At 68.9% G+C, this 25,140-nt stretch carries 24 protein-coding genes; all 24 read right to left on the reverse strand.

The window, feature by feature from the left end; genetic code table 11:
- Positions 1-12: 12 nt before the first annotated feature.
- Positions 13-468: a DUF2550 domain-containing protein gene (locus FPZ41_RS13375; RefSeq protein ID WP_152862310.1), complete on the reverse strand. Its 456-nt coding sequence runs from the start codon at positions 466-468 to the stop codon at positions 13-15.
- A gap of 166 nt (positions 469-634) precedes the next feature.
- The gene (locus tag FPZ41_RS13380) at positions 635-1,009 is read right to left on the reverse strand and encodes a F0F1 ATP synthase subunit epsilon (RefSeq protein WP_152862312.1); all 375 of its coding nucleotides are present in this window, start codon (positions 1,007-1,009) and stop codon (positions 635-637) included.
- 142 nt (positions 1,010-1,151) lie between these two features.
- Positions 1,152-2,588 (reverse strand): F0F1 ATP synthase subunit beta, encoded by a 1,437-nt coding sequence (atpD, locus tag FPZ41_RS13385; RefSeq protein ID WP_152862314.1) that lies wholly within the window; start codon positions 2,586-2,588, stop codon positions 1,152-1,154.
- A complete protein-coding gene (locus FPZ41_RS13390) occupies positions 2,588-3,505 on the reverse strand; it encodes a F0F1 ATP synthase subunit gamma (RefSeq protein ID WP_152862316.1) in 918 nt (305 codons plus the stop codon). Before FPZ41_RS13390 ends, atpD begins: the two co-directional genes overlap by 1 nt.
- A gap of 20 nt (positions 3,506-3,525) precedes the next feature.
- Positions 3,526-5,115 (reverse strand): F0F1 ATP synthase subunit alpha, encoded by a 1,590-nt coding sequence (gene atpA, locus FPZ41_RS13395; protein ID WP_131559033.1) that lies wholly within the window; start codon positions 5,113-5,115, stop codon positions 3,526-3,528.
- Between the two features lie 132 nt (positions 5,116-5,247).
- Positions 5,248-6,063 carry a F0F1 ATP synthase subunit delta gene (locus tag FPZ41_RS13400; protein WP_131559032.1) on the reverse strand — a complete coding sequence of 272 codons (816 nt, stop codon included), beginning with the start codon at positions 6,061-6,063 and terminating at the stop codon, positions 5,248-5,250.
- Positions 6,060-6,617, reverse strand: a complete 558-nt coding sequence (locus FPZ41_RS13405) for a F0F1 ATP synthase subunit B (protein ID WP_322620188.1) — start codon at positions 6,615-6,617, stop codon at positions 6,060-6,062. Before FPZ41_RS13405 ends, FPZ41_RS13400 begins: the two co-directional genes overlap by 4 nt.
- 30 nt (positions 6,618-6,647) lie before the next feature.
- The gene (gene atpE / locus FPZ41_RS13410; RefSeq protein WP_131559028.1) at positions 6,648-6,884 is read right to left on the reverse strand and encodes an ATP synthase F0 subunit C; all 237 of its coding nucleotides are present in this window, start codon (positions 6,882-6,884) and stop codon (positions 6,648-6,650) included.
- Positions 6,885-6,953: 69 nt separating this feature from the next.
- Positions 6,954-7,724 carry a F0F1 ATP synthase subunit A gene (atpB, locus tag FPZ41_RS13415; protein WP_152862339.1) on the reverse strand — a complete coding sequence of 257 codons (771 nt, stop codon included), beginning with the start codon at positions 7,722-7,724 and terminating at the stop codon, positions 6,954-6,956.
- A 273-nt stretch (positions 7,725-7,997) separates the two neighbouring features.
- A complete protein-coding gene (locus tag FPZ41_RS13420) occupies positions 7,998-8,435 on the reverse strand; it encodes a hypothetical protein (protein WP_152862318.1) in 438 nt (145 codons plus the stop codon).
- Between the two features lie 298 nt (positions 8,436-8,733).
- A complete protein-coding gene (locus FPZ41_RS13425) occupies positions 8,734-10,089 on the reverse strand; it encodes an MraY family glycosyltransferase (protein ID WP_322620189.1) in 1,356 nt (451 codons plus the stop codon).
- Positions 10,090-10,275: 186 nt separating this feature from the next.
- Positions 10,276-11,523 (reverse strand): serine hydroxymethyltransferase, encoded by a 1,248-nt coding sequence (locus FPZ41_RS13430; protein WP_152862319.1) that lies wholly within the window; start codon positions 11,521-11,523, stop codon positions 10,276-10,278.
- Between the two features lie 134 nt (positions 11,524-11,657).
- Positions 11,658-12,341 (reverse strand): arsenate reductase/protein-tyrosine-phosphatase family protein, encoded by a 684-nt coding sequence (locus FPZ41_RS13435; RefSeq protein ID WP_152862321.1) that lies wholly within the window; start codon positions 12,339-12,341, stop codon positions 11,658-11,660.
- Positions 12,338-12,985, reverse strand: coding sequence for an L-threonylcarbamoyladenylate synthase (locus FPZ41_RS13440; RefSeq protein WP_131559019.1), 648 nt, complete (start codon positions 12,983-12,985; stop codon positions 12,338-12,340). The genes FPZ41_RS13435 and FPZ41_RS13440 overlap by 4 nt, the downstream gene beginning before the upstream one ends.
- Positions 12,986-13,035: 50 nt before the next feature.
- Entirely contained in the window at positions 13,036-13,881 is an 846-nt protein-coding gene (gene prmC, locus FPZ41_RS13445; protein ID WP_131559017.1) for a peptide chain release factor N(5)-glutamine methyltransferase, read from the reverse strand.
- 42 nt (positions 13,882-13,923) lie between these two features.
- Entirely contained in the window at positions 13,924-14,997 is a 1,074-nt protein-coding gene (gene prfA, locus FPZ41_RS13450) for a peptide chain release factor 1 (RefSeq protein WP_152862323.1), read from the reverse strand.
- Between the two features lie 138 nt (positions 14,998-15,135).
- Positions 15,136-15,357 (reverse strand): 50S ribosomal protein L31, encoded by a 222-nt coding sequence (gene rpmE / locus FPZ41_RS13455; RefSeq protein WP_131559013.1) that lies wholly within the window; start codon positions 15,355-15,357, stop codon positions 15,136-15,138.
- Between the two features lie 293 nt (positions 15,358-15,650).
- On the reverse strand, positions 15,651-16,790 hold the full coding sequence (locus tag FPZ41_RS13460; RefSeq protein WP_152862325.1) for an LCP family protein: 1,140 nt from the start codon (positions 16,788-16,790) through the stop codon (positions 15,651-15,653).
- 305 nt (positions 16,791-17,095) lie between these two features.
- Positions 17,096-19,093, reverse strand: coding sequence for a transcription termination factor Rho (gene rho / locus FPZ41_RS13465; protein ID WP_322620190.1), 1,998 nt, complete (start codon positions 19,091-19,093; stop codon positions 17,096-17,098).
- A 405-nt stretch (positions 19,094-19,498) separates the two neighbouring features.
- Positions 19,499-20,416, reverse strand: a complete 918-nt coding sequence (gene thrB / locus FPZ41_RS13470; protein ID WP_152862327.1) for a homoserine kinase — start codon at positions 20,414-20,416, stop codon at positions 19,499-19,501.
- Positions 20,417-20,792: 376 nt separating this feature from the next.
- Positions 20,793-21,851 (reverse strand): threonine synthase, encoded by a 1,059-nt coding sequence (gene thrC / locus FPZ41_RS13475; RefSeq protein ID WP_152862329.1) that lies wholly within the window; start codon positions 21,849-21,851, stop codon positions 20,793-20,795.
- Positions 21,852-21,857: 6 nt separating this feature from the next.
- Complete coding sequence (locus FPZ41_RS13480) at positions 21,858-23,150, reverse strand: homoserine dehydrogenase (RefSeq protein WP_131559003.1); 1,293 nt, start codon at positions 23,148-23,150, stop codon at positions 21,858-21,860.
- Between the two features lie 236 nt (positions 23,151-23,386).
- Positions 23,387-24,778: a diaminopimelate decarboxylase gene (lysA, locus tag FPZ41_RS13485; RefSeq protein ID WP_152862331.1), complete on the reverse strand. Its 1,392-nt coding sequence runs from the start codon at positions 24,776-24,778 to the stop codon at positions 23,387-23,389.
- A 90-nt stretch (positions 24,779-24,868) separates the two neighbouring features.
- A partial coding sequence (locus FPZ41_RS13490; protein ID WP_265584218.1) for a DALR anticodon-binding domain-containing protein occupies positions 24,869-25,140 on the reverse strand: 272 nt, incomplete at its 5' end.

Raw genomic sequence — 25,140 nt, forward strand, 5'->3', positions numbered from 1 at the left:
GAGTGAATGTGGCTACGCCACATTCACTCGCTGTCCGGGCGGAGCCGCTTCCAGCCAAGCGAGGAAACCGGTCAGCGCGTCCTCGCTCATCGCCAGCTCGAGCCTGGCCCCCCGGTGAAGGCAGGCGAGGATCACGGCGTCGGAGAGCAGAGCGAGTTCCTCCTCGCCCTCGGGGGTGCGGCGCCCGGCCACCTCGATCGCCGAGCGCTCCAGCATGCGGCGCGGGCGCGGGGAGTACGAGAAGACACGGAACCACTCGATGCGGTCGCCGTTGTAGCGGGCGATGCCGTAGCCCCAGCCCTTGCCGTTCTCCTCGCCCTTCTCGGGTTTCTCCGGAGCGTCCCACCGCAGGCTGCAGTCGAAGGTGCCGCCGGAGCGCTGGATCAGCCGTCGCCTCAGACCGAAGACGAACAGCCCCACCACCACGATCGCGACCACCAGCCCGCACACAGTCAGAGCGAGGACCATCGGCACCGACCTCCTCGTCTCCTAGGTAACGGAACGGAAAAAACTCCCACATTCGCCTCAGCCGCGGCTGGGTCCGGATTGGATGAATCCGGTCCCAGCCGCGGCTGAGGTACAGCATCACATGACACTCCCCCAGAACCTTAAAGGTCTGGGAGGTGCCCCCAGATCAGCGCGCGCCCACCGCACGCAGTCGGACGTCCGCGCGGCGCTCGGCGGAGGTGTCGCCCTCCGCCTTCGCGCGCTCGAGCTCCCGCTCCACGTGCTGGACGTCGATCTCGTCCGACAGCTCGGCGATCTCGGCCAGCAGCGACAGCTTGTTGTCCGCGTACGAGATGAAACCGCCGTGCACAGCGGCGACGACCGTTCCACCATCACTCGTACGGATGGTCACCGGGCCCGACTCCAGCACACCGAGCAGCGGCTGGTGACCGGGCATGACGCCGATGTCGCCGGACGTGGTGCGCGCGACGACCAGGGTGGCCTCGCCGGACCAGACCTCTCGGTCGGCCGCGACCATCGCGACGTGCAGCTCAGCAGCCAAGGTGGCTCCTCGGGTCACCACCCGGCGGTTCTGCCGGGTGTTGGGTCAATTCTAGATGGCGTACGGAGGGGGACGGGACGCACCCCATGAGGTACGGTCCGTCCCCCTCACGCACAGAGGTACTGCTCGTCGGAGCCCGGCGTCAGGAAACGCCGAGTTCCTTCGCGTTCTTCTTCAGGTCCTCGATACCACCGCACATGAAGAACGCCTGCTCCGGGAAGTGGTCGTACTCACCGTCGATGATCGCGTTGAACGCGGTGATCGACTCGTCCAGCGGCACGTCCGACCCGTCGACGCCGGTGAACTGCTTGGCGACGTGGGTGTTCTGGGACAGGAAGCGCTCCACGCGACGGGCACGGTGGACGACGAGCTTGTCCTCCTCGCCGAGCTCGTCGATACCGAGGATCGCGATGATGTCCTGCAGGTCCTTGTACTTCTGCAGGACGTTCTTCACGCGCATCGCGGCGTTGTAGTGGTCCGCCGCGATGTACCGAGGGTCGAGGATGCGGGACGTCGAGTCCAGCGGGTCCACGGCCGGGTAGATGCCCTTCTCGGAGATCGGACGGGACAGAACCGTCGTCGCGTCGAGGTGGGCGAAGGTGGTGGCCGGGGCCGGGTCGGTCAGGTCGTCCGCGGGGACGTAGATCGCCTGCATCGAGGTGATCGAGTGACCACGGGTCGAGGTGATGCGCTCCTGGAGGAGACCCATCTCGTCGGCCAGGTTCGGCTGGTAGCCCACCGCGGAGGGCATACGGCCGAGCAGGGTCGACACCTCGGAACCGGCCTGGGTGAAGCGGAAGATGTTGTCGATGAAGAACAGCACGTCCTGCTTCTGCACATCGCGGAAGTACTCCGCCATGGTCAGACCGGCGAGGGCGACGCGCAGACGGGTGCCCGGCGGCTCGTCCATCTGGCCGAAGACCAGCGCGGTCTTGTCGATGACGCCGGACTCGCTCATCTCGTCGATGAGGTCGTTGCCCTCACGGGTGCGCTCACCGACACCGGCGAACACCGACACACCGTCGTGGTTGTTGGCGACGCGGTAGATCATCTCCTGGATGAGCACCGTCTTGCCGACGCCGGCGCCACCGAACAGACCGATCTTGCCGCCCTTGACGTACGGGGTCAGCAGGTCGATGACCTTGACGCCGGTCTCGAACATCTCGGTCTTCGACTCGAGCTCGTCGAAGTTCGGGGCCTTGCGGTGGATGGTCCAGCGCTCGCCCTCGTAGGTCTCGTCGACGTTCAGCACCTCACCGAGGGTGTTGAACACCTTGCCCTTGGTGAAGTCGCCGACCGGGACGGTGATGCCCGTACCGGTGTCGACGACCGCGGCCTGGCGGACCAGACCGTCGGTGGGCTGCATGGAGATCGTGCGGACCAGGCCGTCACCCAGGTGCTGGGCGACCTCCAGGGTCAGCGTCTTCTTGGCACCGTCCTGCGCCGGGTCGTTCACCTCGACGTGCAGGGCGTTGTAGATCTCGGGCATCGCGTCGACGGGGAACTCCACGTCGACGACCGGGCCGATGACCCGGGCGACGCGGCCCGTAGCCGTGGCCGTCTCAACTGTGGTCGTCATTACTTGTCACTCCCCGCGGTCGCGTCGGCCAGGGCTGCGGAGCCTCCGACGATCTCGCTGATTTCCTGGGTGATTTCGGCCTGGCGGGCCGCGTTGGCAAGGCGGGAGAGCGTGTTGATCAGCTCGCCCGCGTTGTCGGTGGCCGACTTCATCGCACGACGGGTGGCGGCGTGCTTGGAAGCAGCCGACTGCAGCAGCGCGTTGTAGATCCGGCTTTCGACGTAGCGCGGCAGCAGGGCGTCGAGGACGTCCTCCGCCGACGGCTCGAAGTCGTACAGCGGCAGGATCTCGCCCTTGGCGGTCGACTCCTGCGCGACCTCGTCGAGGCTGAGCGGAAGCAGTCGGGCCTCGACCGCGTTCTGCGTCATCATCGAGACGAACTCGGTGTAGACGATGTGGAGTTCGTCCACGCCGCCGTCCGCCGTCTCCTGCTCGATGGCCTCGATCAGCGGCGCCGCGACCTTCTTGGCGTCCCCGTACGCAGGCTCGTCGGTGAAGCCGGTCCACTGGTCCGTGATCTTGCGCTCACGGAAGTTGTAGTGGGCCACACCACGTCGGCCGACGATGTACACGTCGACCTGCTTGCCCTCGGCCTCCAGGCGCGCCGTCAGCTTCTCCGCCGCCTTGATGGCGTTGGAGTTGAAGGCGCCGGCCAGACCGCGGTCGCTCGTCAGGAGCAGCACCGCGGACCGGGTGACCGTCTCGGCCTGGGTGGTCAGCGGGTGCTTGGTGTTCGAACCGGTGCCGACCGCCGTGACCGCGCGGGTCAGTTCCTGCGCGTACGGGGTGGAGGCCGCCACCTTGCGCTGCGCCTTGACGACGCGCGAGGCGGCGATCATCTCCATCGCCTTGGTGATCTTCTTGGTCGCGGTGACGGATCGGATGCGACGCTTGTAGACCCGGAGCTGGGCTCCCATGAGTCAGGTCCTTCCTTACGTCACTTGGCGGCGGCCGGGGCGTCCTCGCCGAGCAGCTTGCCGTCCGAGGTCTCGAACTGCTTCTTGAACTCGACGATCGCGTCGCCGACAGCGGTGAGGGTGTCGTCCGACATCTTGCCGCCCTCCTTGATGGAGGTCATGAGCCCCTGCTCCTTGCGGTGCAGGAACTCCAGCAGCTCCTTCTCGAAGCGGCGGATGTCGGCGACCGGCACCTCGTCCATCTTGCCGGTGGTGCCGGCCCAGACGGAGACGACCTGGTCCTCGGTGGCCATCGGCTCGTACTGGTTCTGCTTCAGCAGCTCGACCATGCGCTGACCGCGCTCCAGCTGCGCCTTGGACGCGGCGTCCAGGTCGGAACCGAAGGCGGCGAACGCCTCCAGCTCACGGAACTGGGCGAGGTCCACGCGCAGACGGCCGGAGACCTGCTTCATCGCCTTGTGCTGGGCGGAACCACCGACTCGGGAGACGGAGATACCGACGTTCAGCGCGGGACGCTGACCGGCGTTGAAGAGGTCCGACTCCAGGAAGCACTGGCCGTCGGTGATGGAGATGACGTTGGTCGGGATGAACGCCGAGACGTCGTTGGCCTTGGTCTCGACGATCGGCAGACCCGTCATCGAGCCCTTGCCCATGTCGTCGGAGAGCTTCGCGCAGCGCTCCAGCAGCCGGGAGTGCAGGTAGAAGACGTCACCGGGGTAGGCCTCACGGCCCGGCGGGCGGCGCAGCAGCAGGGACACGGCGCGGTAGGCGTCGGCCTGCTTCGAGAGGTCGTCGAAGATGATGAGGACGTGCTTGCCCTCGTACATCCACTGCTGGCCGATGGCCGAACCGGTGTACGGCGCGAGGTACTTGAAGCCGGCCGGGTCGGACGCCGGGGCGGCGACGATGGTCGTGTACTCCAGCGCGCCGTTCTCCTCCAGCGCGCGGCGGACCGACGCGATGGTCGAGCCCTTCTGGCCGACGGCGACGTAGATGCAGCGGACCTGCTTGTTCACGTCGCCCGAGCGCCAGTTGTCGCGCTGGTTGATGATCGTGTCGACGGCCAGGGCGGTCTTGCCGGTCTGGCGGTCACCGATGATCAGCTGGCGCTGACCACGGCCGATCGGGGTCATCGCGTCGACGGCCTTGTAGCCGGTCTCCATCGGCTCGTGCACCGACTTGCGCTGCATGACCGTGGGGGCCTGCAGCTCCAGGGCGCGGCGGCCGGTGGTCTCGATCTCGCCGAGGCCGTCGATCGCGTTGCCGAGGGGGTCGACCACGCGGCCGAGGTAGCCGTCGCCGACCGGGACGGACAGCACCTCGCCGGTACGGGAGACCGGCTGCCCCTCCTCGATGCCGCTGAACTCACCGAGGACGATGGCGCCGATCTCGCGCTCTTCCAGGTTCAGCGCGAGGCCGAGGGTGCCGTCCTCGAACTTCAGCAGTTCGTTGGCCATGGCCGAGGGGAGACCCTCGACCTTCGCGATGCCGTCGCCGGCAAGGGTGACCGTACCGACCTCCTCGCGCGAGGCCGCGTCCGGCTTGTACGACTGGACGAAGTTCTCCAGCGCGTCCCGGATCTCCTCCGGCCGGATCGTGAGCTCCGCCATCTGGGTTCCCTGCTCTCCTTGTTGGGCCCGAAGTTTCACTTTGGGGGTCTGGGGGCGACCCCCAGGATTCTTCTGCACGGCCCAACCAGGGCCGTAATAAGTACGTACTGCTCTTGAGTTGCCGCGTTGCCGCTAGCTCGCCATGCGACGGCCGGCGTCATCCAGCCGGTCCGCGATGGAGCCGTTGATGACCTCGTCGCCGACCTGCACCCGGATTCCGCCGAGGACCTCGGGGTCCACGTCGATGTTGAGGTGCATCTGGCGGCCGTAGAGCTTCGCGAGGGCGGCGCCCAGGCGCTGCTTCTGCGGGTCGCTCAGCGGAACCGCGGAGGTGACGGTGGCCACCAGTCGGTCCCGGCGCTCGGCGGCGAGCTTGGACAGGGATTCGAGTCCCGCCTCCAGGCTACGTCCACGCGGAGCGGTCACCAGGCGCGTCACCAGACGCTCGGTCGCCACGTTGGCGCGACCACCGAGCAGGCTGCGCAGCAGCTCGCTCTTGGCCTGGGCGTTCGCGGACCGGTTGGTCAGGGCGGCCCGCAGCTCGGTGCTCGAAGAGACGATCCGGCCGAACCGGAACAGCTCGTCCTCGACGTCGTCGAGCGCGCCCGCCTTCTGGGCCGCGGTGAGGTCGGCCGTGTCGGCCAGCTCCTCCAGCGCGTCCACCAGGTCACGCGACTGCGACCAGCGGGAGCGCACGGTGCCGGCCACCAGGTCGGACGTGGCGCCGCTGACCTGACCGCTGAAGATGCGTCCGGACAGGTCGGCCTTGGCGTCAGCGGCCTGCGCCGGGTCGGTGAGGACCCGACGCAAGCTGACCTCGCGGTCGAGCAGCGCGGTGACGGCGGCCAGCTCGTCGGCGAGCTGCGCCGCGTCCACGGACGTGGAGTCCGTCAGCGCGTCGAGACGCTCACGTGCGGCTGCCAGTGCCTCGCGGCTCGCTCCGTTCATCGCGCGGCCTCGGCCTTCGAAGCGGCGTCGTCCAGCCCGTCGAGGAAGCGGTCGATCACACGGCTCTGCCGGGCGTGGTCCTCAAGGGACTCGCCGACGAGCTTGCCGGCCAGTTCGGTGGCGAGCTTGCCGACGTCCTGGCGCAGCGCGGACGCGGCGGCCTTGCGGTCGGCCTCGATCTGGGAGTGGCCGGCGGCGATGATCTCCTCACGCTGCCGCTGGCCTTCCGCGCGCATCTCGGCGATGAGCTCGGCGCCCTGCTCCTGCGCCTCCTGGCGCAGACGCGCGGCCTCGTGCCGGGCCTCGGCGAGCTGAGCCTTGTACTGCTCAAGCACGCTCTGGGCCTCGACCTTCATGGCGTCGGCCTCTTCGATACCGCCCTCGATCGCCGCGCGGCGCTCTTCCAGAACCTTGTTGATGTTCGGGAGCAGCTTCTTCCAGAAGAAGAAGAACACGATGGCGAAGGCGATGGTGCCCACGAGCAGCTCAGGGCCGGGCGGGACAAGCGGGTTCTGCTTCTCCTCGGCCGCCAGCTGTACCAGGTTGGCGATCACATCAGTGCCTTCCGTTGAAAGGTTCGCTCATCACTGTCCGTAGACGAACGGCATGACGATGCCGATGAGGGCGAGCGCCTCACAGAAGGCGAAGCCCAGGATCTGGTTGGCGCGGATCAGACCGGCGGCCTCGGGCTGGCGGGCCAGGGCCTGGGTGCCGTTGCCGAAGATGATGCCGACGCCGACGCCGGGGCCGATGGCGGCGAGGCCGTAGCCGATGGAGCCGAGCGAGCCGGAGACGGCGGCGAGGGTCTCAGTGGCAGCCATGCTGAATCTTCCTTCTCTTTACGGACCGGTGGGAGTTGGCCACCGGACGATCAGGGGTGGGTGGGGTGCTCAGTGGTGCTCGGCGAGAGCGCCCTGAATGTACGAGCAGGCGAGGAGCACGAAGACGTACGCCTGGACGGCCTGCACGAAAAGCTCGAAGACGATCATGACCATGGTCATGATGAAGGAGACACCGGCGGCCGGGATCAGCCAGCTGTTCAGCAGGTACCAGGAGGCGACCGTGAACATCACCAGCATCAGGTGACCGGCGAACATGTTCGCGAAGAGCCGGACCGCGTGCGTGAAGGGGCGGACCAGCAGGTTCGAGAAGAACTCGATGAACATCACGAGCGGGAGAACCCCGCCGAGTTCCTTGTCGTAGCCGGTGACGTTCTTGAAGAAGCCGACGAAACCGTGCCGCTTGAAGGTCACCGAGACCCACACCACATACACGATGCCGGCCAGCACAAACGGGTACGCGATGATCGAGGACACCGGGAACTGGGCCAGCGGGATCACGGACCAGATGTTCATGATCCAGATGAAGAAGAACAGCGAGACCATCAGAGGGACGAACTTCTCGCCCTCCTTCTTGCCGAGGGTCTCGTAGACGATGCCGCGGCGTACGAAGTCGTAGCCGGCCTCGCCGATCATCTGGAGCTTGCCCGGCACCACCTTCGCCTTGCCGAAGGCGAGCGTGAAGAAGGTGACGACCAAGAGGGTGGTGATGAGCGCGAGCAGCATCACCTTGTTGAATTCGAAGCCGCCGACCGTGGCGATCGGCTTGAAGAGGAACGAGTGCAGGCCCGGAGCCGGGAAGCCGCAGCCGTTGTCGGACATGACCCGACAGCTCCAGTCAAAGGCGAGCTGGGTCTGGTCAGCACTCACCGCGGACTCCTTCGACGTGACGCATGGGTACGGCAACCTCGTTGTGTCGGCGCGGCGCGCAGCCGCGGATCGGCACCGGACTGGTGTTACGGATGTGGGGGCGGCTGGAGGGCATCAAGCCTCGCGATTGAGCAGGCGTCAGCTCAGATGCCCGCGCCCGCGATGCCGCAGTTGGCACCGGACGATAGCAGGACTTCGCACACACACTTATACCGGCCCTACCTCTCACGACGAGTGCCCCGATTTTTCGGGCTTGCTGCCCGCGGAGGAATCGGGTTCGACGTAGAGGATCTTGGCCTTCATATGAGCCCGCGTCTGGGCGGCGATCCACACGAGGGTGGTGCCGATGAGCGTGAACGCGAAGGCCCTGGGGTGGAACAGCGTGGTGTTCTTGAACACCGACAGGAAAATGAACAGCAGCAGGATCTGGGCCGCGTAGAGCATCAGACCCATCATCTGGAACAGCTGCGGAAGCGATTTGGCAGTGCGCTGCAGAACGTAGAGCCCGATTCCCATGAAGAGCATCGTGAGCACCGCCGCCACGACGGACCCGATCGCACCCTTGCCGCCGACGACCACACCGCTGACGACGGCAGCGATCGCGCCCGCGGCAGCCGTGGGTACGGCGGCCTGCAGCAGGATCCGGACGTCATTGGACGGCATGGCGGCAACTCCGCTCAGTAAAGGGGGGCAGGTGTCGTCATGGACGAGCGTAGTCCCGGGGTGAGAGGGAGAATCCCCCGCCTGGGACCGTCGCACTGCGGTCCCGCGGCTCTGTCCCCGGTTCTCGTGAACCGTATCACAAACTATTTGATGAGGTCTTTACCTGGCGGGTGTGCCAGCTGTCACACGTGAGAGTGAAGCTGCGCGTCTGTGCAAAAACCGCGCCCTCTTGTCTGGTATTAGGGCGCTTTGCGCCCCGGACGTCGAGTCAAGAGTTAGTCAGATTCTTACCTTCGCGTCAGCGCGAGGTTTGGGCCTTACCTCGGTCCAGCAGACGCGAACGAGCGCCGAGGGCGGTGGCACCGTTGACGCCGGAGACGCCCACGGCCACCGGAGTGCGCTGGTCGGCCGACTCCGCGGAGTCCGCGGCCGCGCCGTACGCGGCACTCGACGCGGCCGGTGCCACGGCCACGGCCTCCTCAGGGCGCCGGCGGCGGTACCGCGGAGGCACGAAGGCCTCGGCCCAGCGCGGGGCGCGCGGCGTGAAGCGGGGCAGCAGGAGCAGCACCAGCCCGACGAAGCTCAGCGCGACCACGCCGAGGACGATCCACATCGAGGCCGAGTTCACCGAGTACGCCAGCGCACCGAAGGCGATCAGCGCGGACCAGAAGTACATGATCAGCACGGCCCGGCTGTGCGAGTGGCCGATCTCCAGGAGGCGGTGGTGCAGGTGGCCGCGGTCGGCGGCGAACGGGGACTGGCCGCGCCAGGTGCGCCGCACGATCGCCAGCACCAGGTCGGCGGCGGGGATCGCGATGATCGTCAGGGGCAGCAGCAGCGGGATGTAGACGGGGACCGTCTGGTGGACCGTCTCGCGCTCCGAACCCGAGAACAGGTTCATGGCGTCGGGGTCGATCTGCCCCGTGACGGAGATGGCGCCCGCGGCCAGGACGAGCCCGATGAGCATGGAACCGGAGTCGCCCATGAAGATCCGCGCGGGATGCATGTTGTGCGGGAGGAAGCCCAGACACATGCCCATGAGGATGGCCGCGAAGAGGGTGGCCGGGGCGGCGGCCTCGATGCCGTAGCTGTACCAGATGCGGTACGCGTACATGAAGAACGCCGCGGACGCGATGCACACCATGCCCGCGGCGAGCCCGTCGAGGCCGTCCACGAAGTTCACGGCGTTGATGGTGATGACGACGAGGGCGACCGTGAGCAGAGTGCTCTGCCACTGGGTCAGTGCGACGTTGCCGACGCCGGGGATGGGCAGCCACAGGATCGTCAGACCCTGCATGACCATGACGCCCGCGGCGATCATCTGGCCGCCCAGCTTGATCAGCGCGTCGATCTCGAACTTGTCGTCCAGGACACCGATGAGCCAGATCAGCGCGGCACCGGAGAGCAGGGCGCGCGGTTCGTTCGAGTTCTCGAAGACCTCGCTGAGGTTGGTCAGGTGGTCGGCGACCAGCAGGCCCGCGCACAGCCCGAAGAACATGGCGATACCGCCGAGCCGGGGCGTGGGTTCTCGGTGGACGTCGCGCGCACGGATCTCCGGCATGGCACCCGCCACGATCGCGAACTTCCGCACCGGCCCTGTCAGCAGGTACGTCACCGCGGCCGTGATGCAGAGTGTCAGCAGGTATTCACGCACAGGCTTCCCCACAGGTCTCGCTGGCCATGTCAGCCCCACACCCTAGCGACGCACGCATATGGTTGGGGACTTCCGGGTAGCGACGATGGTTGCACGTGTGGCTGTCCACGGTGGTGCGCCTACCCCACCTCGGCCGGTATACGAGGGGGACCTTTCAGGACATACCGACCCCTGTCGTGCGCATTCTCACTCCGGGTACGGCGGAAATCTCCCGGTCAGCTCCCGCACTTCTTCACGCGCCCGCCTGCCGGCGGTGTCCTCGCGGTCCTCGCGCAGCACCGCCGCGAACAGAACGGCGATCCGGGCCATCTCCGCCTCGCCCATGCCCTGTGTGGTCAGCGCCGCCGTGCCGAGCCGCAGACCACGGGCGTCGCCGTGGGGCAGGGCACATGTGTCGAGGACCATACCGGCCGCGGCCAGCCGCCCTCGTGCGGTGCGCCCGTCGACGCCGAGCGGCGCGGGATCGGCGATCACCATGTGGGTGTCGGTGCCGCCGGTGGTGACGACGAGCCCCGCGTCGGCCAGCCCCTGGGCGAGCACCCTGGCGTTGGCGACGACCTGATGGGCGTACGCCGAGAAACCCGGTGTCGCAGCCTCACCGAACGCGACGGCCTTGGCTGCGATGGTGTGCATCTGAGCGCCGCCCTGCGTGAACGGGAAGACCGCCCGGTCCACGCGCTCCGCGAGATCGCTGCCGCAAAGGATCATGCCGCCGCGCGGGCCGCGCAGCACCTTGTGCGTGGTGGCGCAGACGATGTCGGCGTACGGCACCGGGGAGGGGGCCGCTCCCCCGGCGACGAGCCCCATGGGATGGGCGGCGTCGGCGATGAGATACGCGCCGGTCTCGTCGGCGACCTCGCGGAAGAAGGCGTAGTCCATGTGGCGCGGATAGGAGATGGACCCGCACACGATGGCCTTGGGGCGGTGGGTACGGGCCAGGGTGCGCACCTGGTCGTGGTCGATGAGCCCCGACTCGGCCTCGACGCCGTACCCGACGAAGTCGAACCAGCGCCCGGAGAAGTTGGCAGGGGACCCGTGCGTCAGATGCCCCCCGAAGGGCAGCCCCATGGCGAGAACGGTGTCCCCGGGCCGCAGCAGCGCCGCGTACGCGGCGAGGACGGCCGACGACCCCGAGTGCGACTGCACATTGGCGTGCTCGGCACCGAAGAGCGCCTTCGCGCGCTCGACGGCGATCCGCTCGGCCACGTCGACGATCTCGCACCCGCCGTGATAGCGCGCCCCGGGATAGCCCTCCGCGTACTTGTTGGCGAGCGGCGACCCGAGGGCCGCGAGCACGGCCGGCGAGGTGAAGTTCTCGGCGGCGATGAGTTGCAGCGTCGTCGACTGCCGGGTCAGTTCGCCGAGCAGGATCTCGGCGAGTTCCGGGTCCTGCCGGCGCAGGACGTCCGCTTCGAGGGTGGGTGTGACCGACATGGTGGACTCCGGGCGTCAGCGCTCCACTGGGTACGGCACCGGCCTTCGACGGGGCCGCTGAGAACCAATGTAGAGCTGTGAACCCTGGGGCGCCCGGTGCCACGTCCAACCCGGTACACCCGCGGCCGGCGGCCTCAGGCCCGCGCGGGGACCCCCGTCAGCGCCGTCACCACCGGATCGAGCGCCTGGTGTATCTCGTCCCCCACCGACTGGAAGAACGGCAGCGGCGCCCCGTACGGGTCGTACACCTCGTCCGCCTCCGCCGTCGGCGCGAGCAGCCACCCGCGTAGGGCCGCACTGGCCCGCACCAGGGCCCGCGCACGCGCGACCAGGCCATCCTCCAGCGGGGGCAGCGTGGCGGGGTCTATCGCGCGGACGAGGCGGGTGAACTCCTTCAGCGTGAAGGTGCGCAGGCCCGCCGAGTGGCCCATGGAGATGACCTGGGCGCGGTGGTCCCGGGTCGCGGTGAGGACCAGGTCGGCGCGGATGACGTGCTCGTCCAGGAGTTCGCGGCCCACGAAGCCGGTGGCGTCCGCGCCGAAGTCCGCGAGGACCGCCTCGGCGTTGGCCTCCATGGGCGCGCCCTCGTGGCCCCAGGTGCCGGCGCTCTCGACGATCAGCGCGCCGCCCAGGACGCCGAGCCGCTGGCTCACGTAATGGCGGGTCAGCCGCTCGGTGATGGGCGAGCGGCACACGTTGCCGGTGCTGACGTGGAGGATGCGGAATCGGTCACGCGGAAGCCCGACGAATGTCGTCGTGATCTCCGCCGCACGTTCCCCGTTCCATATGCCACGCCCCGCGTCAGGGGCCGCCGTCAATTCGCCACCTCAAGGTCGGGTACGACCTTGCGCAGTTCGTCCGCCGACAGCGCGCCCGCACGCAGCAGCACCGGCACCTTGCCCGTGACGTCGACGATCGAGGACGGCACGTTGCCCGGGGTCGGGCCGCCGTCGAGGTAGACGGAGATGGAGTCGCCGAGCATCTCCTGCGCGGCGTCACAGTCCTCCGGCGCGGGATGCCCGGTCAGGTTCGCCGAGGACACCGCCATCGGGCCGACCTCCGTCAGCAGCTCGATCGCGACCGGGTGCAGCGGCATGCGTACGGCGACCGTGCCACGGGTGTCCCCGAGGTCCCACTGGAGCGACGGCTGGTGCTTGGCGACCAGCGTGAGCGCACCCGGCCAGAAGGCGTCGACGAGCTCCCAGGCCATCTCGGAGAAGTCCGTGACGAGACCGTGCAGCGTGTTCGGGGAGCCGATGAGGACGGGGGTGGGCATGTTGCGGCCGCGCCCCTTGGCCTCCAGCAGATCGGCCACGGCCTCCGAGGAGAACGCGTCGGCGCCCACGCCGTACACGGTGTCGGTGGGGAGGACCACCAGCTCGCCACGGCGGACTGCGGAGGCGGCCTCGCGCAGACCCGTCGCGCGGTCGGTCGCATCGTTGGTGTCGTATCGCCGTGCCATCTAGCGAGCCTCCTCGTACACATACTGCTGGACTGAAGTCGGTGGCGTGCTCACGGCATCGCCTTGCGTGCGGTCGCGAAACGCGGCCGGTTGTTGAGGTCGGGGTGGTCGGCCGCGTCGGCCCAGCCCCGCTCCTCGGTGAAGATCCACGGCACCTGGCCGCCCTGGGTGTCCGCGTGCTCGATCACGACGACACCGCCGGGCCGCAGCAGGCGGTGTGCGGTGCGCTCGATGCCCCGGATCAGATCCAGGCCGTCCTCACCGGAGAACAGGGCGAGCTGGGGATCGTAGTCCCGCGCCTCCGGAGCGACGTACTCCCATTCCGTCAGCGGGATGTACGGAGGATTGGAGATGACCAGATCGACCTGGCCGTCGAGGTCGCGGAAGGCGTCCAGGGCGTTGCCCTGACGCAGGTCGACCCTTGATCCGGTCATGTTCTTGCGGGTCCACACCAGGGCGTCCTCGGACAGCTCCACGGCGTGCACCCGGGAACGCGGCACCTCCTGCGCCAGCGCCAGCGCGATGGCGCCGGAGCCGGTGCACAGGTCGACGATGCACGGCTCGACGACATCCATGGCCCGTACGGCGTCTATCGCCCAGCCGACCACGGACTCCGTCTCGGGGCGAGGCACGAACACACCTGGCCCGACCTGGAGTTCCAGGTACCGGAAGAAGGCCCGCCCGGTGATGTGCTGCAAGGGCTCCCGCTGCTCACGGCGCGCGATGACCTCCCAGTACCGGGCGTCGAAGTCCGAGTCCTTCACGGAGTGCAACGCGCCCCGCTTCACGCCGTGTACGAACGCGGCGAGTTCCTCCGCGTCGGTGCGCGGCGAGGGCACGCCGGCGTCGGCCAGCCGCTGGGTGGCCTGGGCCACCTCTGCGAGCAGCAGGTTCACGCAAGTCCTCCGTCTGGTACTCGTACGTGCCTTAAGGGGTCCTTACGCCGCTGCCAGCTTCGCGGCCGAGTCCGCGTCCACGCACGCCTGGATCACCGCGTCGAGGTCGCCGTCCAGGACCTGGTCCAGGTTGTACGCCTTGAAGCCGACGCGGTGGTCCGAGATGCGGTTCTCCGGGAAGTTGTACGTGCGGATCTTCTCGGAGCGGTCGACGGTACGGACCTGGCTGCGGCGGGCGTCGGCGGCTTCCTTCTCCGCTTCCTCCTGCGCCGCCGCGAGCAGCCTGGAGCGCAGGATACGCATCGCCTGCTCCTTGTTCTGCAGCTGGCTCTTCTCGTTCTGGCAGGAGGCGACGACTCCGGTGGGAAGGTGCGTGATGCGCACCGCGGAGTCGGTCGTGTTGACGGACTGTCCGCCGGGGCCGGAGGACCGGTAGACGTCGATCCGAAGGTCGTTCGGGTTGATCTCGACGTCGATCTCCTCCGCCTCGGGCGTGACCAGCACACCGGCCGCGGAGGTGTGGATACGGCCCTGGGACTCGGTCGCGGGCACCCGCTGCACACGGTGCACCCCGCCCTCGTACTTCAGCCGGGCCCACACGCCCTGTCCGGGCTCGGGGGTCTGGCCGCCCTTGGTCTTCACGGCGACCTGGACGTCCTTGTAGCCGCCGAGTTCGGACTCGGTGGCGTCGATGATCTCGGTCTTCCAGCCGGCGCGCTCGGCGTACCGCAGGTACATGCGCAGCAGGTCACCGGCGAACAGGGCCGACTCGTCGCCGCCCGCGCCCGCCTTGATCTCCAGGATGACGTCCTTGTCGTCGCTGGGGTCGCGCGGGATCAGCAGGAAGCGCAGCTTGTCCGTCAGCTCCTCGCGCAGCTTCTCCAGCTCCTTGACCTCGGAGACGAAGTCCGGGTCGTCGGCGGCGAGTTCGCGGGCCGTGTCGATGTCGCCGTTGGTCGACTTCCAGAAGCGGTACGTGGCGATGATCGGGCTCAGCTCGGCATAACGCTTGTTCAGCTTGCGCGCGGTCGCCTGGTCCGCGTGGACCGACGGATCGGCGAGCTTCTTCTCCAGGTCGGCGTGCTCGCCGACCAGTTCCTCGACCGCCTCGAACATCTCCGGCTCCCTGGACTGTCCCCCGCTCCCATCTTGAGCCCGGGGACGTGCGTACGACGAATAGGTGGGCTGCTGTTACCGCAAAACGCCGGTCCCGGAGCCCCCGGAGGGGCACCAAGGACCGGCGCTGTGAGGTCGCTACTTCTTGGCAGCGGCAGCCTTGCCGAAGCGGGCCTCGAAGCGGGCCACGCGGCCACCGGTGTCGAGGATCTTCTGCTTGCCCGTGTAGAACGGGTGGCACTCGGAGCAGACGTCCGCACGGATGGTGCCGGCGGGGATCGTGCTACGGGTGGTGAACGACGCGCCACAGGTGCAGCTGACCTGCGTCTCGACGTACTCGGGGTGGATGTCGCGCTTCAAGGGTGTCTCCTAGTTCAGGGAGGGCGCCGGGTCGCCGCCGCGGGATGCGGGAGCGTGAACCGGAGCCGACGGTCCAGTCTGCCAGGACTGGGTCCATACGCCCAAACCGGGGGTTGCTGTGGTGTATTCCCGCGCGCCCGGGACGGGGGTCGCCTCGGGGGGGGCCAGGTGATCGCCGTGGGCGTGCGCGGATCGTATGTGGCTGGTCGCGCCCACGCGGCGGAGCCGCAAATCGACACAGCCCCGCGCCCCTGAAAAGCCCGGGCGCGCCCTACAAGCCGGGGCGCACGCTCTCAGGACGACTCCACCACTCCGCTCGCCCCGCCATGGGCCGTGCCCTCGGTTGCCGACTTCGGGATCGGCCGGTCGGCCTTCAGTGCCTTCCACACGAGGTCGGCCTTGGTCTTGGCCGTCAGGACGCGGTTGGGGTCCGCGGGGTCGTACCGGACCGGCATCGTGACCATGGTCATCTGCGACGCGCTGATGCCCTTGAGGCCGCTCGCGAAGGACGCCAGGCCCGTGACGGAGCCGAGCTCGGAGTCGGTGGTGACGGTCCGGGTGGCGGTGTCGGCGAGGTCGTACAGCCGCTTCGGGCTGGACAGGACGCCGATGTCCTGGACCTGCTTGACCAGGGCCTTGATGAACGCCTGCTGGAGCTGGATGCGGCCGAGGTCGGAGCCGTCGCCGACGCCGTGCCGGGTGCGTACGAGGCCGAGGGCCTGCTTGCCGTTCAGCGTGTGAGTGCCGGCGTTCAGGTTCAGTCGGCTGTTGGGGTCCTCGATGTTCTGGGTCGTGGTGACCTCGACACCGCCGAGCTCGTCGATGAGCTTCTGGAAGCCGGCGAAGTCGACCTCGATGTAGTGGTCCATACGGATGCCGGTCATGGACTCGACGGTCTTCACCGCGCAGGCCGCGCCGCCGGTCGAGTACGCGGAGTTGAACATGACGTTCTCGGCGGCCGGATACGCCGTGCCGCGGGTGTCGGTGCACTCGGGGCGCTCGACGAGGGTGTCACGCGGTATGGAGACCACGCCGGCCTTCTTGTGGCCCTCGTATATGTGCACGATCATCGCCGTGTCCGAGCGGGCGCTGCCGTCGTCGATGCCGCCGGCCAGCTTCTCGTTGCCGCCCGAGCGGCTGTCGGAGCCGAGGACGAGGATGTCCTGCGAGCCGTTGTCGACGTTCTGAGGCCGGTCGGTGCCGAGGGCCTGGTTGATGTCGACGCTCTTGATGTTGCCGTTGAGCTTGAAGTACACGTAGCCGAAGCCGGTGCCGCCGAGAACGACGATGCCCGCGGCGCTCCAGGCGACGGCCCGGAGTGCCTTGCTCCCCTTGCTCCTGGGCCTGCGGCGGCCGCCCTCGCCGCGGCGGCGGGGGCCCGTGGTGCCGGTCGTGCCTGGGGTGCCGGGTTCCGGCGTGCTCTCGGCGGACATGTGCTCCTCGGTCCTCTTGCGGGTCGGTTGCCCCCTGCTGTCTGGCTCGGGCCTGGTCCGTACCGTCAGACGGCAGACCGGGAGAAAGGGTTGCACATGGCACTGTGACCACCGCGTGGACGAACCGGCACAGTGTGTGATCGACCGTTCCGGTGAGGGCGGGTTCACCTGCGGTTTCACTCGAACAGGTCGTACTGGCCGTAACCGGTGCCGATCAAGATCCCTGTGGCAAAGGTCTCGCGCACAACGCCACTGGGGGCGCCCTCGTGACGAGGGCGCCCCCAGTGGTTCGGTCCGCGAAGCGATCAGTCGCCGTTGCCCGGCATCGGCGTCGTCTTCTGGATCTGGAGCAGGAACTCGGCGTTCGACTTGGTCTGCTTCATCTTGTCGAGCAGCAGCTCGATCGCCTGCTGCTGGTCGAGCGCGTGCAGCACCCGGCGCAGCTTCCAGACGATGGCGAGCTCCTCGTTGCCGAGCAGGATCTCTTCCTTACGGGTACCGGACGCGTCGACGTCCACCGCCGGGAAGATGCGCTTGTCCGCAAGCTTGCGGTCGAGCTTGAGCTCGGCGTTACCCGTGCCCTTGAACTCCTCGAAGATCACCTCGTCCATACGGGACCCGGTGTCCACCAGGGCGGTGGCGAGGATGGTGAGCGAGCCGCCGTCCTCGATGTTCCGCGCCGCACCGAAGAAGCGCTTCGGCGGGTACAGCGCGGTCGAGTCGACACCACCGGACAGGATGCGGCCGGAGGCGGGCGCGGCCAGGTTGTACGCACGGCCCAGACGGGTGATCGAGTCGAGCAGGACGACGACGTCGTGGCCCAGCTCCACCAGACGCTTGGCGCGCTCGATGGCGAGCTCGGCGACCGTGGTGTGGTCCTCGGCCGGGCGGTCGAAGGTCGAGGAGATGACCTCGCCCTTGACCGACCGCTGCATGTCGGTGACCTCTTCCGGACGCTCGTCGACGAGGACGACCATCAGGTGGCACTCGGGGTTGTTGTGCGTGATGGCGTTGGCGATCGCCTGCATGATCATGGTCTTGCCGGTCTTCGGCGGGGCCACGATCAGACCGCGCTGGCCCTTGCCGATGGGCGCGACGAGGTCGATGATGCGGGTGGTCAGGACGCCGGGGTCCGTCTCCAGGCGGAGGCGGTCCTGCGGGTAAAGGGGCGTCAGCTTGGTGAACTCCGGGCGGCCACGGCCGTGTTCGGGTGCCATTCCGTTGACGGAGTCCAGGCGGACCAGCGCGTTGAACTTCTCGCGGCGCTCGCCGTCCTTCGGCTGACGGACCGCACCCGTGACGTGGTCGCCCTTGCGCAGGCCGTTCTTGCGGACCTGGGCGAGGGAGACGTACACGTCGTTCGGGCCCGGCAGGTAGCCCGAGGTGCGGATGAAGGCGTAGTTGTCGAGGATGTCCAGGATGCCCGCGACCGGGATCAGGACGTCGTCCTCGGCGACCTGCGGCTCGGCGATGTCGTCGCGGCCACGGCGGCCACGGCGGTCGCGGTAGCGCCCGCGACGGCCCCGACGGCCGTCGAAGTCGTCCCCGTCCTCGTCGGCGCGCTGCTGACGGCCGCCGCCCTGCTGGCCCTGCTGCTGGCCGCGCTGCTGCTGGCCGCTCTGCTGGTCGTCGCCCTTGCCGCGGCGGTCGCGGTCGCGGTCCCGGCCACGCTCGCGGCGGTCACGGCGGCCCTGACGGCCCTCGCCGCCCTGGTCACCGGCCTCGCCCTGCGGCTGGGCCGGGGTCTCGGCCTTCGGCTCGCTCTTGGCCTCGGCGGCAATGCCGGTCCCCGGATCGGGGCTGCCGGCCTCGGCGGTGGCGCGACGGCGGCGGCGCTCGGTGGGCGCGTCCTCGCTCGCCGGCTGCGGCTGGCCGGGGATCTCGATCTGCTGCTGGGCCACGGCCTGCTCGGCGGGCGCCTCCGTGACGGCCTTCGTGGCCTTCGCGGCCTTCTTGTCGGCGGGAGCCTCGGCATCGGCGGAAGCGTTGTCGCCCGTACGCGCCTTCGAGGTGGCGCGGCGCTTCGGCTTGGTCTCGGTGGCTGCGTCGGCCTTCGCCGTGGCGCCCCCGGACGCCTGCGCCTCCTTGATGACCTCGATCAGCTGGCTCTTGCGCATACGCGCGGTGCCCCTGATGCCGAGGCCGGATGCGACCTGCTGCAACTCGGCCAGCACCATGCCCTCAAGGCCGGTACCGCGGCGCCGCCGCGAGCCGGCACCGGTGGCAGGCGCGGAAGCGTCCGTGGCGGGCGCGGCAGCGGTCTCCTCGACACGTGCGCCCATCAGATCGGTGGTGTCGCTCACGAAGGGTCCTTCCCTGGAGCGGACGTCGGCCTGTCTGGCTCGGCGACCGGTTGTGCTGTCCGGCTTCGGTCCTTGCTGTGTGGACCGTGCCGGGGCGGTGGTCCGCCAAAGGCGGCGGAGGTGAACTCTGATGATTCGGAGCTTCCCTGAGCCATGGCACTGAGTGTCTGTGTCACAAGGCTCGGTCACGCCGATTCCGGAGCGTGCTCGGCAGATCGCTCAGTGCCTGCGTACGACATACTGCGTGACGGACGAGACACGGTGCGATTTGGGAAGCTCCCGGAAGAAAAGTCGTCCCGGACGGGGACACGAAGCACCTCGCCATGGTGGGGTCGGGTGCAGACTTGAGGTTAACACTACCGGATCCAACAAACATTCCCCCTCTCGAAATCCGGCAACCGTGTGTCAGGTGGCAAGCGGAAGCACGCTCGCTCCCTGGGCGTCGAGCTCCAGCCGGTTGGCGGCCCAGCCCGCGCCGGCCAGGTCGGCCACCTTGTCGGCGCTGTCCCCGTCGGCCAGTGCGAGGACCGTCGGTCCGGCGCCGGAGATCACCGCGGGCACTCCATCGGCCCGCAGCCGCTCCACCAGTGCGGCGCTGTCCGGCATGGCCGGGGCGCGGTACTCCTGGTGCAGCCTGTCCTCGGTGGCGGGCAGCAGCAACTCGGGGCGCCTGGTCAGCGCCTCGACGAGCAGGGCCGCACGGCCCGCGTTGGTGGCGGCGTCGACGTGCGGGACGGTGCGCGGGAGCAGTCCGCGGGCCGTCTCCGTCAGTACCGGCTTACCCGGTACGAAAACCACCGGAACGATGGAATCGGCGGGCTCCATCCTGATGGCCCGCGCGGCGCCGCCCTCCATCCAGGAGAGCGTGAAGCCGCCCAGCAGGCAGGCCGCGACGTTGTCCGGGTGCCCCTCGATCTCGGTGGCCAGTTCGAGCAGCGCGGTGTCGTCGAGGCGGGAGTCGCCGCCTATCGTCACGGCGCGCGCGGCGACGATGCCGGCGCAGATGGCCGCCGAGGAGGAACCGAGGCCGCGTCCATGCGGAATGCGGTTGGCGCAGACGATTTCGAGGCCGCGGGGCTGTCCGCCGAGCAGGTCGAAGGCGGTACGCAGGGAGCGGACGAGGAGGTGACCCTCGTCACGCGGGAGGGTCTCGCTGCCCTCACCCGCGATGTCGATGTGCAGGCCGGAGTCGGCCACCCGGACGACCACGTCGTCGTAGAGGCCCAGCGACAGGCCGAGGGCGTCGAAGCCCGGGCCGAGGTTGGCGCTGGTGGCGGGGACGCGCACCCGGACGGCGGCGGCGCGGAACGCTGGACCGGCCATCGCTCGATGACTCTCCTTGAGCTTGAGCTGCGAGTTTGTCGAAGGTCGAAGACATTCGATGCGTACGGAAGACCCGTGAGGCCGCTGTCGACGGGACCCGGGGATCACTGTCGACGACGCGGCACCGCGGCATATGCGGCGGGCGGGTTCAGTACAGCCTATCGAAGGAAGGTTCTGTGGCGACATAGGGCGCACGGGAGGCGCACGATGCGTGTCGTAAGCCCCCTGTGCCCCCCTTGTCGGGTGCCATGCGGGGTTATCCCCCGGGAGTGCCCTCCATATGCCGGAGCGCGGTGTCCTGCGCGGTCCTGCGCGGCGCGCATGGGCACCATGCGCGGTCTCACGCAGGGCCGACGCCCTCCCGGGGCCCGGCGTCCTACGCGAGACCGAGGCGCTCGGCCGCCGTCGCCGCGTCCACGGGGACCGTGACCGGCTGGGGGGCGCCGGCCACGGCCCAGTCGGGGTCCTTGAGGCCGTTCCCGGTGACCGTGCACACGATGGTCTGGCCGGGGTCGACCTTGCCCTGCTCGGCGGCCTTCAGCAGACCGGCCACCGACGCGGCGGACGCGGGCTCGACGAAGACGCCCTCCTGTGCGGCCAACAGCCGGTAGGCGCGCAGGATCTCACGGTCCGTCACCTCGTCGATGAAGCCGCCCGACTCGTCCCTCGCCGCCAGCGCGTACTGCCAGGAGGCGGGGTTGCCGATGCGGATCGCGGTGGCGATGGTCGACGGGTCCTTGACGACCTCGCCGCGCACGATCGGGGCGGAGCCGGAGGCCTGGAAGCCCCACATGCGCGGGGTCCGCCCGGCGATCCCGTCGGCCGCGTACTCCTTGTAGCCCTTCCAGTAGGCCGTGATGTTGCCCGCGTTGCCCACCGGCAGCACATGGATGTCGGGGGCGTCGCCGAGCATGTCCACGATCTCGAACGCTGCCGTCTTCTGGCCCTCGATACGCACCGGGTTGACCGAATTGACCAGTGCCACCGGGTAGTTGTCGGACAGTTCACGCGCGAGGGTGAGGCAGTCGTCGAAGTTGCCGTCGACCTGGAGGATCTTCGCGCCGTGCACGAGGGCCTGGCCCATCTTGCCGAGCGCGATCTTGCCCTGCGGCACGAGCACGGCGGACACCATCCGGGCCCGTACGGCATACGCGGCGGCGGAGGCGGAGGTGTTGCCGGTCGACGCGCAGATGACGGCCTTCGCACCCTCCTCCTTGGCCCGGGTGATGGCCATCGTCATCCCGCGGTCCTTGAAGGAACCGGTCGGGTTCGCGCCCTCCACCTTGAGATGAACGTCACAGCCCGTGCGCTCGGAGAGCACCTGTGCGGGCACGAGGGGCGTGCCGCCCTCGCGGAGCGTCACGACCTGCGTGGTGTCCGAGACCGGCAGCCTGTCCCGGTACTCCTCGATGATTCCGCGCCACTGGTGGGTCATTGCTGGTTACTCTCCTTCAACCCGCATGATGCTGGCGACACCCCGCACGGTGTCGAGCTTGCGCAGCGCCTCGACGGTCCCGCTCAGGGCGGCGTCGGACGCGCGATGGGTGACGACGACGAGGGAGGCCTCGCCGTCCTTTCCCTGCTGGCGCACCGTATCGATAGAGACACCGTGCTCAGCGAAAACGGTGGCGACCTGGGCGAGAACACCCGGTTTGTCGGCGACGTCGAGGCTGATGTGGTACCGCGTGACGACGTCACCCATGCCCGACACCGGCAGGGCGGCGTACGCCGACTCACCGGGTCCGGTGGCACCGTTCAGCCGGTTGCGGCACACGGCGACCAGGTCACCGAGGACGGCGGACGCGGTGGGGGCGCCGCCCGCGCCCGGCCCGTAGAACATCAGCTGCCCGGAGGCGTCCGACTCGACGAACACGGCGTTGTACGCGCCGCGCACGGAGGCGAGCGGGTGGGTGAGCGGAATCATCGCGGGGTGCACACGGGCGGTCACGGAAGCACCGTCCTCGGCCCGCTCACAGATGGCGAGCAGCTTGATGGTGCAGCCCATCTCCTTGGCGGAGGCGAAGTCGGCGGCGGTGACCTCGGTCATGCCCTCGCGGTAGACGTCGTCGAGCCGTACGCGCGTGTGGAAGGCGATCCCGGCCAGGATGGCGGCCTTGGCGGCGGCGTCGAACCCCTCGACGTCGGCGGTGGGGTCGGCCTCGGCGTACCCGAGCGCGGTGGCCTCGTCGAGGGCCTCCTGGTATCCGGCCCCCGTGCTGTCCATCTTGTCGAGGATGAAGTTGGTGGTGCCGTTGACGATCCCCAGCACCCGGTTGACCTTGTCACCGGCGAGCGACTCGCGCAGCGGGCGGATCAGCGGGATGGCACCGGCGACGGCGGCCTCGTAGTAGAGGTCCGCGTCGTGGTCCTCGGCGGCGGCGTGCAGCGCGGCACCGTCCTGGGCGAGCAGCGCCTTGTTGGCGGACACGACGGAGGCGCCGTACTCGAAGGCGGTGGTGATGAGGGAGCGCGCGGGCTCGATGCCGCCGATCACCTCGACGACGACGTCGATGTCCCCGCGTTTGACGAGCGCGGTGGCGTCGGTGGTGACGAGCTCGGCGGGAATGCCCTCACGCACCTTGGAGGGCCGCCGTACCGCAACCCCGGCGAGCTCCACCGGGGCACCGATCCTGGCGGCGAGGTCGTCGGCGTGCGTCGTCATGATGCGCGCCACCTCTGAGCCGACAACCCCACAGCCCAGCAGCGCCACCTTCAGCGGACGCGTACGCATCATCCGACCTCGTTTCCTCACATACCGAATACGGTGGAACCAGTCTCACGCACCGGACGGGAGTTTCTGCCTCCCGTCCGGATCGTGAGACATTGATTTCATTTTCTTGGTGGGGGAAGACAGGAGATCTTCCACCCCGGGTCACGGCGCCGGTCGCTCAGCGTCGATCGTTCTGTGCCGGTCGTTCTGTGCGGTCGTTCTGTGCGGTCGTTCCGTGCCGGTCGCTCAGCGCCGGTCATTCAGCCGACATCGAGGCGCAGGAGGTCCTCCTCCGTCTCGCGGCGGACGATCACCCGGGCCTCGCCCTCGTTGACGGCGACGACGGGCGGGCGGAGCGCGTGGTTGTAGTTGCTGGCCATGGAACGGCAGTACGCACCGGTCGCGGGCACGGCGATGAGGTCACCCGGTGCCAGGTCGGCGGGCAGGAACGCGTCCTTCACCACGATGTCCCCGCTCTCGCAGTGCTTGCCGACCACGCGGACGAGCATGGGCTCGGCGTCACTCGTGCGGGAGACCAGGGCGACGCTGTACTCGGCGTCGTAGAGCGCGGTCCGGATGTTGTCGGACATACCGCCGTCGACGGAGACATACGTACGGAGCCCGTCGAGCGGCTTGATGGTGCCGACCTCGTAGAGCGTGAAGGCGGTCGGCCCGACGATGGCGCGCCCCGGCTCGACGGAGATACGCGGAGTGCGCAACTGGGCCCGCTCGCACTCGCGGCCGACGATCTCGGTGAGCGCCTTGGCGATCTCGTGCGGCTCACGCGGATCGTCGTCACTGGTGTACGCGATGCCGAGCCCACCGCCGAGGTCGATCTCGGGAAGCTCGACGCCGTGCTCGTCCCGGACCTGCTTCAGCAGCCCGACCACGCGGTGAGCGGCCACTTCGAAGCCCGAGGTGTCGAAGATCTGCGACCCGATGTGGCTGTGGATGCCAATGAGTTCGAGCCCGTCGAGCTGCAGGGCACGCCGTACGGCCTCGGCGGCCTGCCCCCCGGCGAGCGGAATGCCGAACTTCTGGTCCTCGTGGGCGGTGGCGATGAACTCGTGCGTGTGCGCCTCCACTCCGACCGTGACGCGGATCTGCACCCGCTGCCGCGTCCCCAGCTCCTGGGCCACATGCGCGACTCGCACGATCTCCTGGAAGGAGTCGAGCACGATCCGCCCGACACCGGCCTCGATGGCGGTGCGGATCTCTGCGGTGGACTTGTTGTTGCCGTGGAAGGCGATGCGCTCGGCGGGCATGCCGGCGGAGAGCGCGGTGGTGAGCTCGCCCCCGGAACACACGTCGAGGTTGAGCCCCTCTTCGTGCAACCAGCGCACGACGGCGCGGGAGAGGAAGGCCTTGCCGGCGTAGAAGACATCGGCGTCGTGCCCGAAGGCGGTGCGCCAGGCCCGCGCCCGGGCCCGGAAGTCGGCCTCGTCGACGAAGTAGGCGGGCGTGCCGAACTCCTCGGCCAGCGTCTTCACATCGACCCCGCCGACGCTGACGACGCCTTCGGGGGCACGGGTCACGGTCTGTGCCCACACCTTGGGGTCGAGGGTGTTGAGGTCGGAGGGCGGGGCGGAGTAATGGCCATCGGGGAGGACGTCGGCGTGACGGGGCCCTGCGGGGTGTGCGGAACGGCTCATGACGTGTCGGGCTCTCTTGGACTCTCTGGGCTCTCTGAGCCCTCTTGGCTCTCTTGGCTCACTGAGTTCTCTGTGGGGTTCTCTGTGGGCTCAGAGGTGGTCGGGTGCGTCGATGCCGAGCAGGGACAGGCCGCCGGCCAGCACCGTCCCGGCGGCTTCGGCGAGGGCCAGCCGGGCACGGTGGGCGGCCGAGGGTTTCTCCTCACCGCGTGGGAGCACCGTGTGCTGGAAGGCGAGCAGGGCGTCGGCGACGGCGACGAGCTGCCGGGCCAGCCGGTCGGGGGCCCGGTGCGCGGCGGCGTGGGCGAGGGCGTGGGGGTATTCGGCCAGGGCGGTGACGAGGGGGGTGTCCTCGCGGGGGG

This window comes from Streptomyces acidicola (assembly GCF_009377235.1).
In the GTDB taxonomy this organism is placed as follows: Bacteria; Actinomycetota; Actinomycetes; order Streptomycetales; family Streptomycetaceae; genus Streptomyces; species Streptomyces acidicola.

Coding starts and splice junctions, on each gene's coding strand:
- FPZ41_RS13375 (WP_152862310.1), bottom strand. CDS start 468: ATGGTCCTCGCTCTGACTGTGTGCGGGCTGGTGGTCGCGATCGTGGTG.
- atpD (WP_152862314.1), bottom strand. CDS start 2,588: ATGACGACCACAGTTGAGACGGCCACGGCTACGGGCCGCGTCGCCCGG.
- FPZ41_RS13390 (WP_152862316.1), bottom strand. CDS start 3,505: ATGGGAGCCCAGCTCCGGGTCTACAAGCGTCGCATCCGATCCGTCACC.
- atpA (WP_131559033.1), bottom strand. CDS start 5,115: ATGGCGGAGCTCACGATCCGGCCGGAGGAGATCCGGGACGCGCTGGAG.
- FPZ41_RS13400 (WP_131559032.1), bottom strand. CDS start 6,063: ATGAACGGAGCGAGCCGCGAGGCACTGGCAGCCGCACGTGAGCGTCTC.
- atpE (WP_131559028.1), bottom strand. CDS start 6,884: ATGGCTGCCACTGAGACCCTCGCCGCCGTCTCCGGCTCGCTCGGCTCC.
- atpB (WP_152862339.1), bottom strand. CDS start 7,724: ATGTCCGACAACGGCTGCGGCTTCCCGGCTCCGGGCCTGCACTCGTTC.
- FPZ41_RS13420 (WP_152862318.1), bottom strand. CDS start 8,435: ATGCCGTCCAATGACGTCCGGATCCTGCTGCAGGCCGCCGTACCCACG.
- FPZ41_RS13430 (WP_152862319.1), bottom strand. CDS start 11,523: ATGTCGGTCACACCCACCCTCGAAGCGGACGTCCTGCGCCGGCAGGAC.
- FPZ41_RS13440 (WP_131559019.1), bottom strand. CDS start 12,985: ATGGCACGGCGATACGACACCAACGATGCGACCGACCGCGCGACGGGT.
- prfA (WP_152862323.1), bottom strand. CDS start 14,997: ATGTTCGAGGCGGTCGAGGAACTGGTCGGCGAGCACGCCGACCTGGAG.
- FPZ41_RS13460 (WP_152862325.1), bottom strand. CDS start 16,790: ATGTCCGCCGAGAGCACGCCGGAACCCGGCACCCCAGGCACGACCGGC.
- thrB (WP_152862327.1), bottom strand. CDS start 20,416: ATGGCCGGTCCAGCGTTCCGCGCCGCCGCCGTCCGGGTGCGCGTCCCC.
- thrC (WP_152862329.1), bottom strand. CDS start 21,851: ATGACCCACCAGTGGCGCGGAATCATCGAGGAGTACCGGGACAGGCTG.
- FPZ41_RS13480 (WP_131559003.1), bottom strand. CDS start 23,150: ATGATGCGTACGCGTCCGCTGAAGGTGGCGCTGCTGGGCTGTGGGGTT.
- lysA (WP_152862331.1), bottom strand. CDS start 24,778: ATGAGCCGTTCCGCACACCCCGCAGGGCCCCGTCACGCCGACGTCCTC.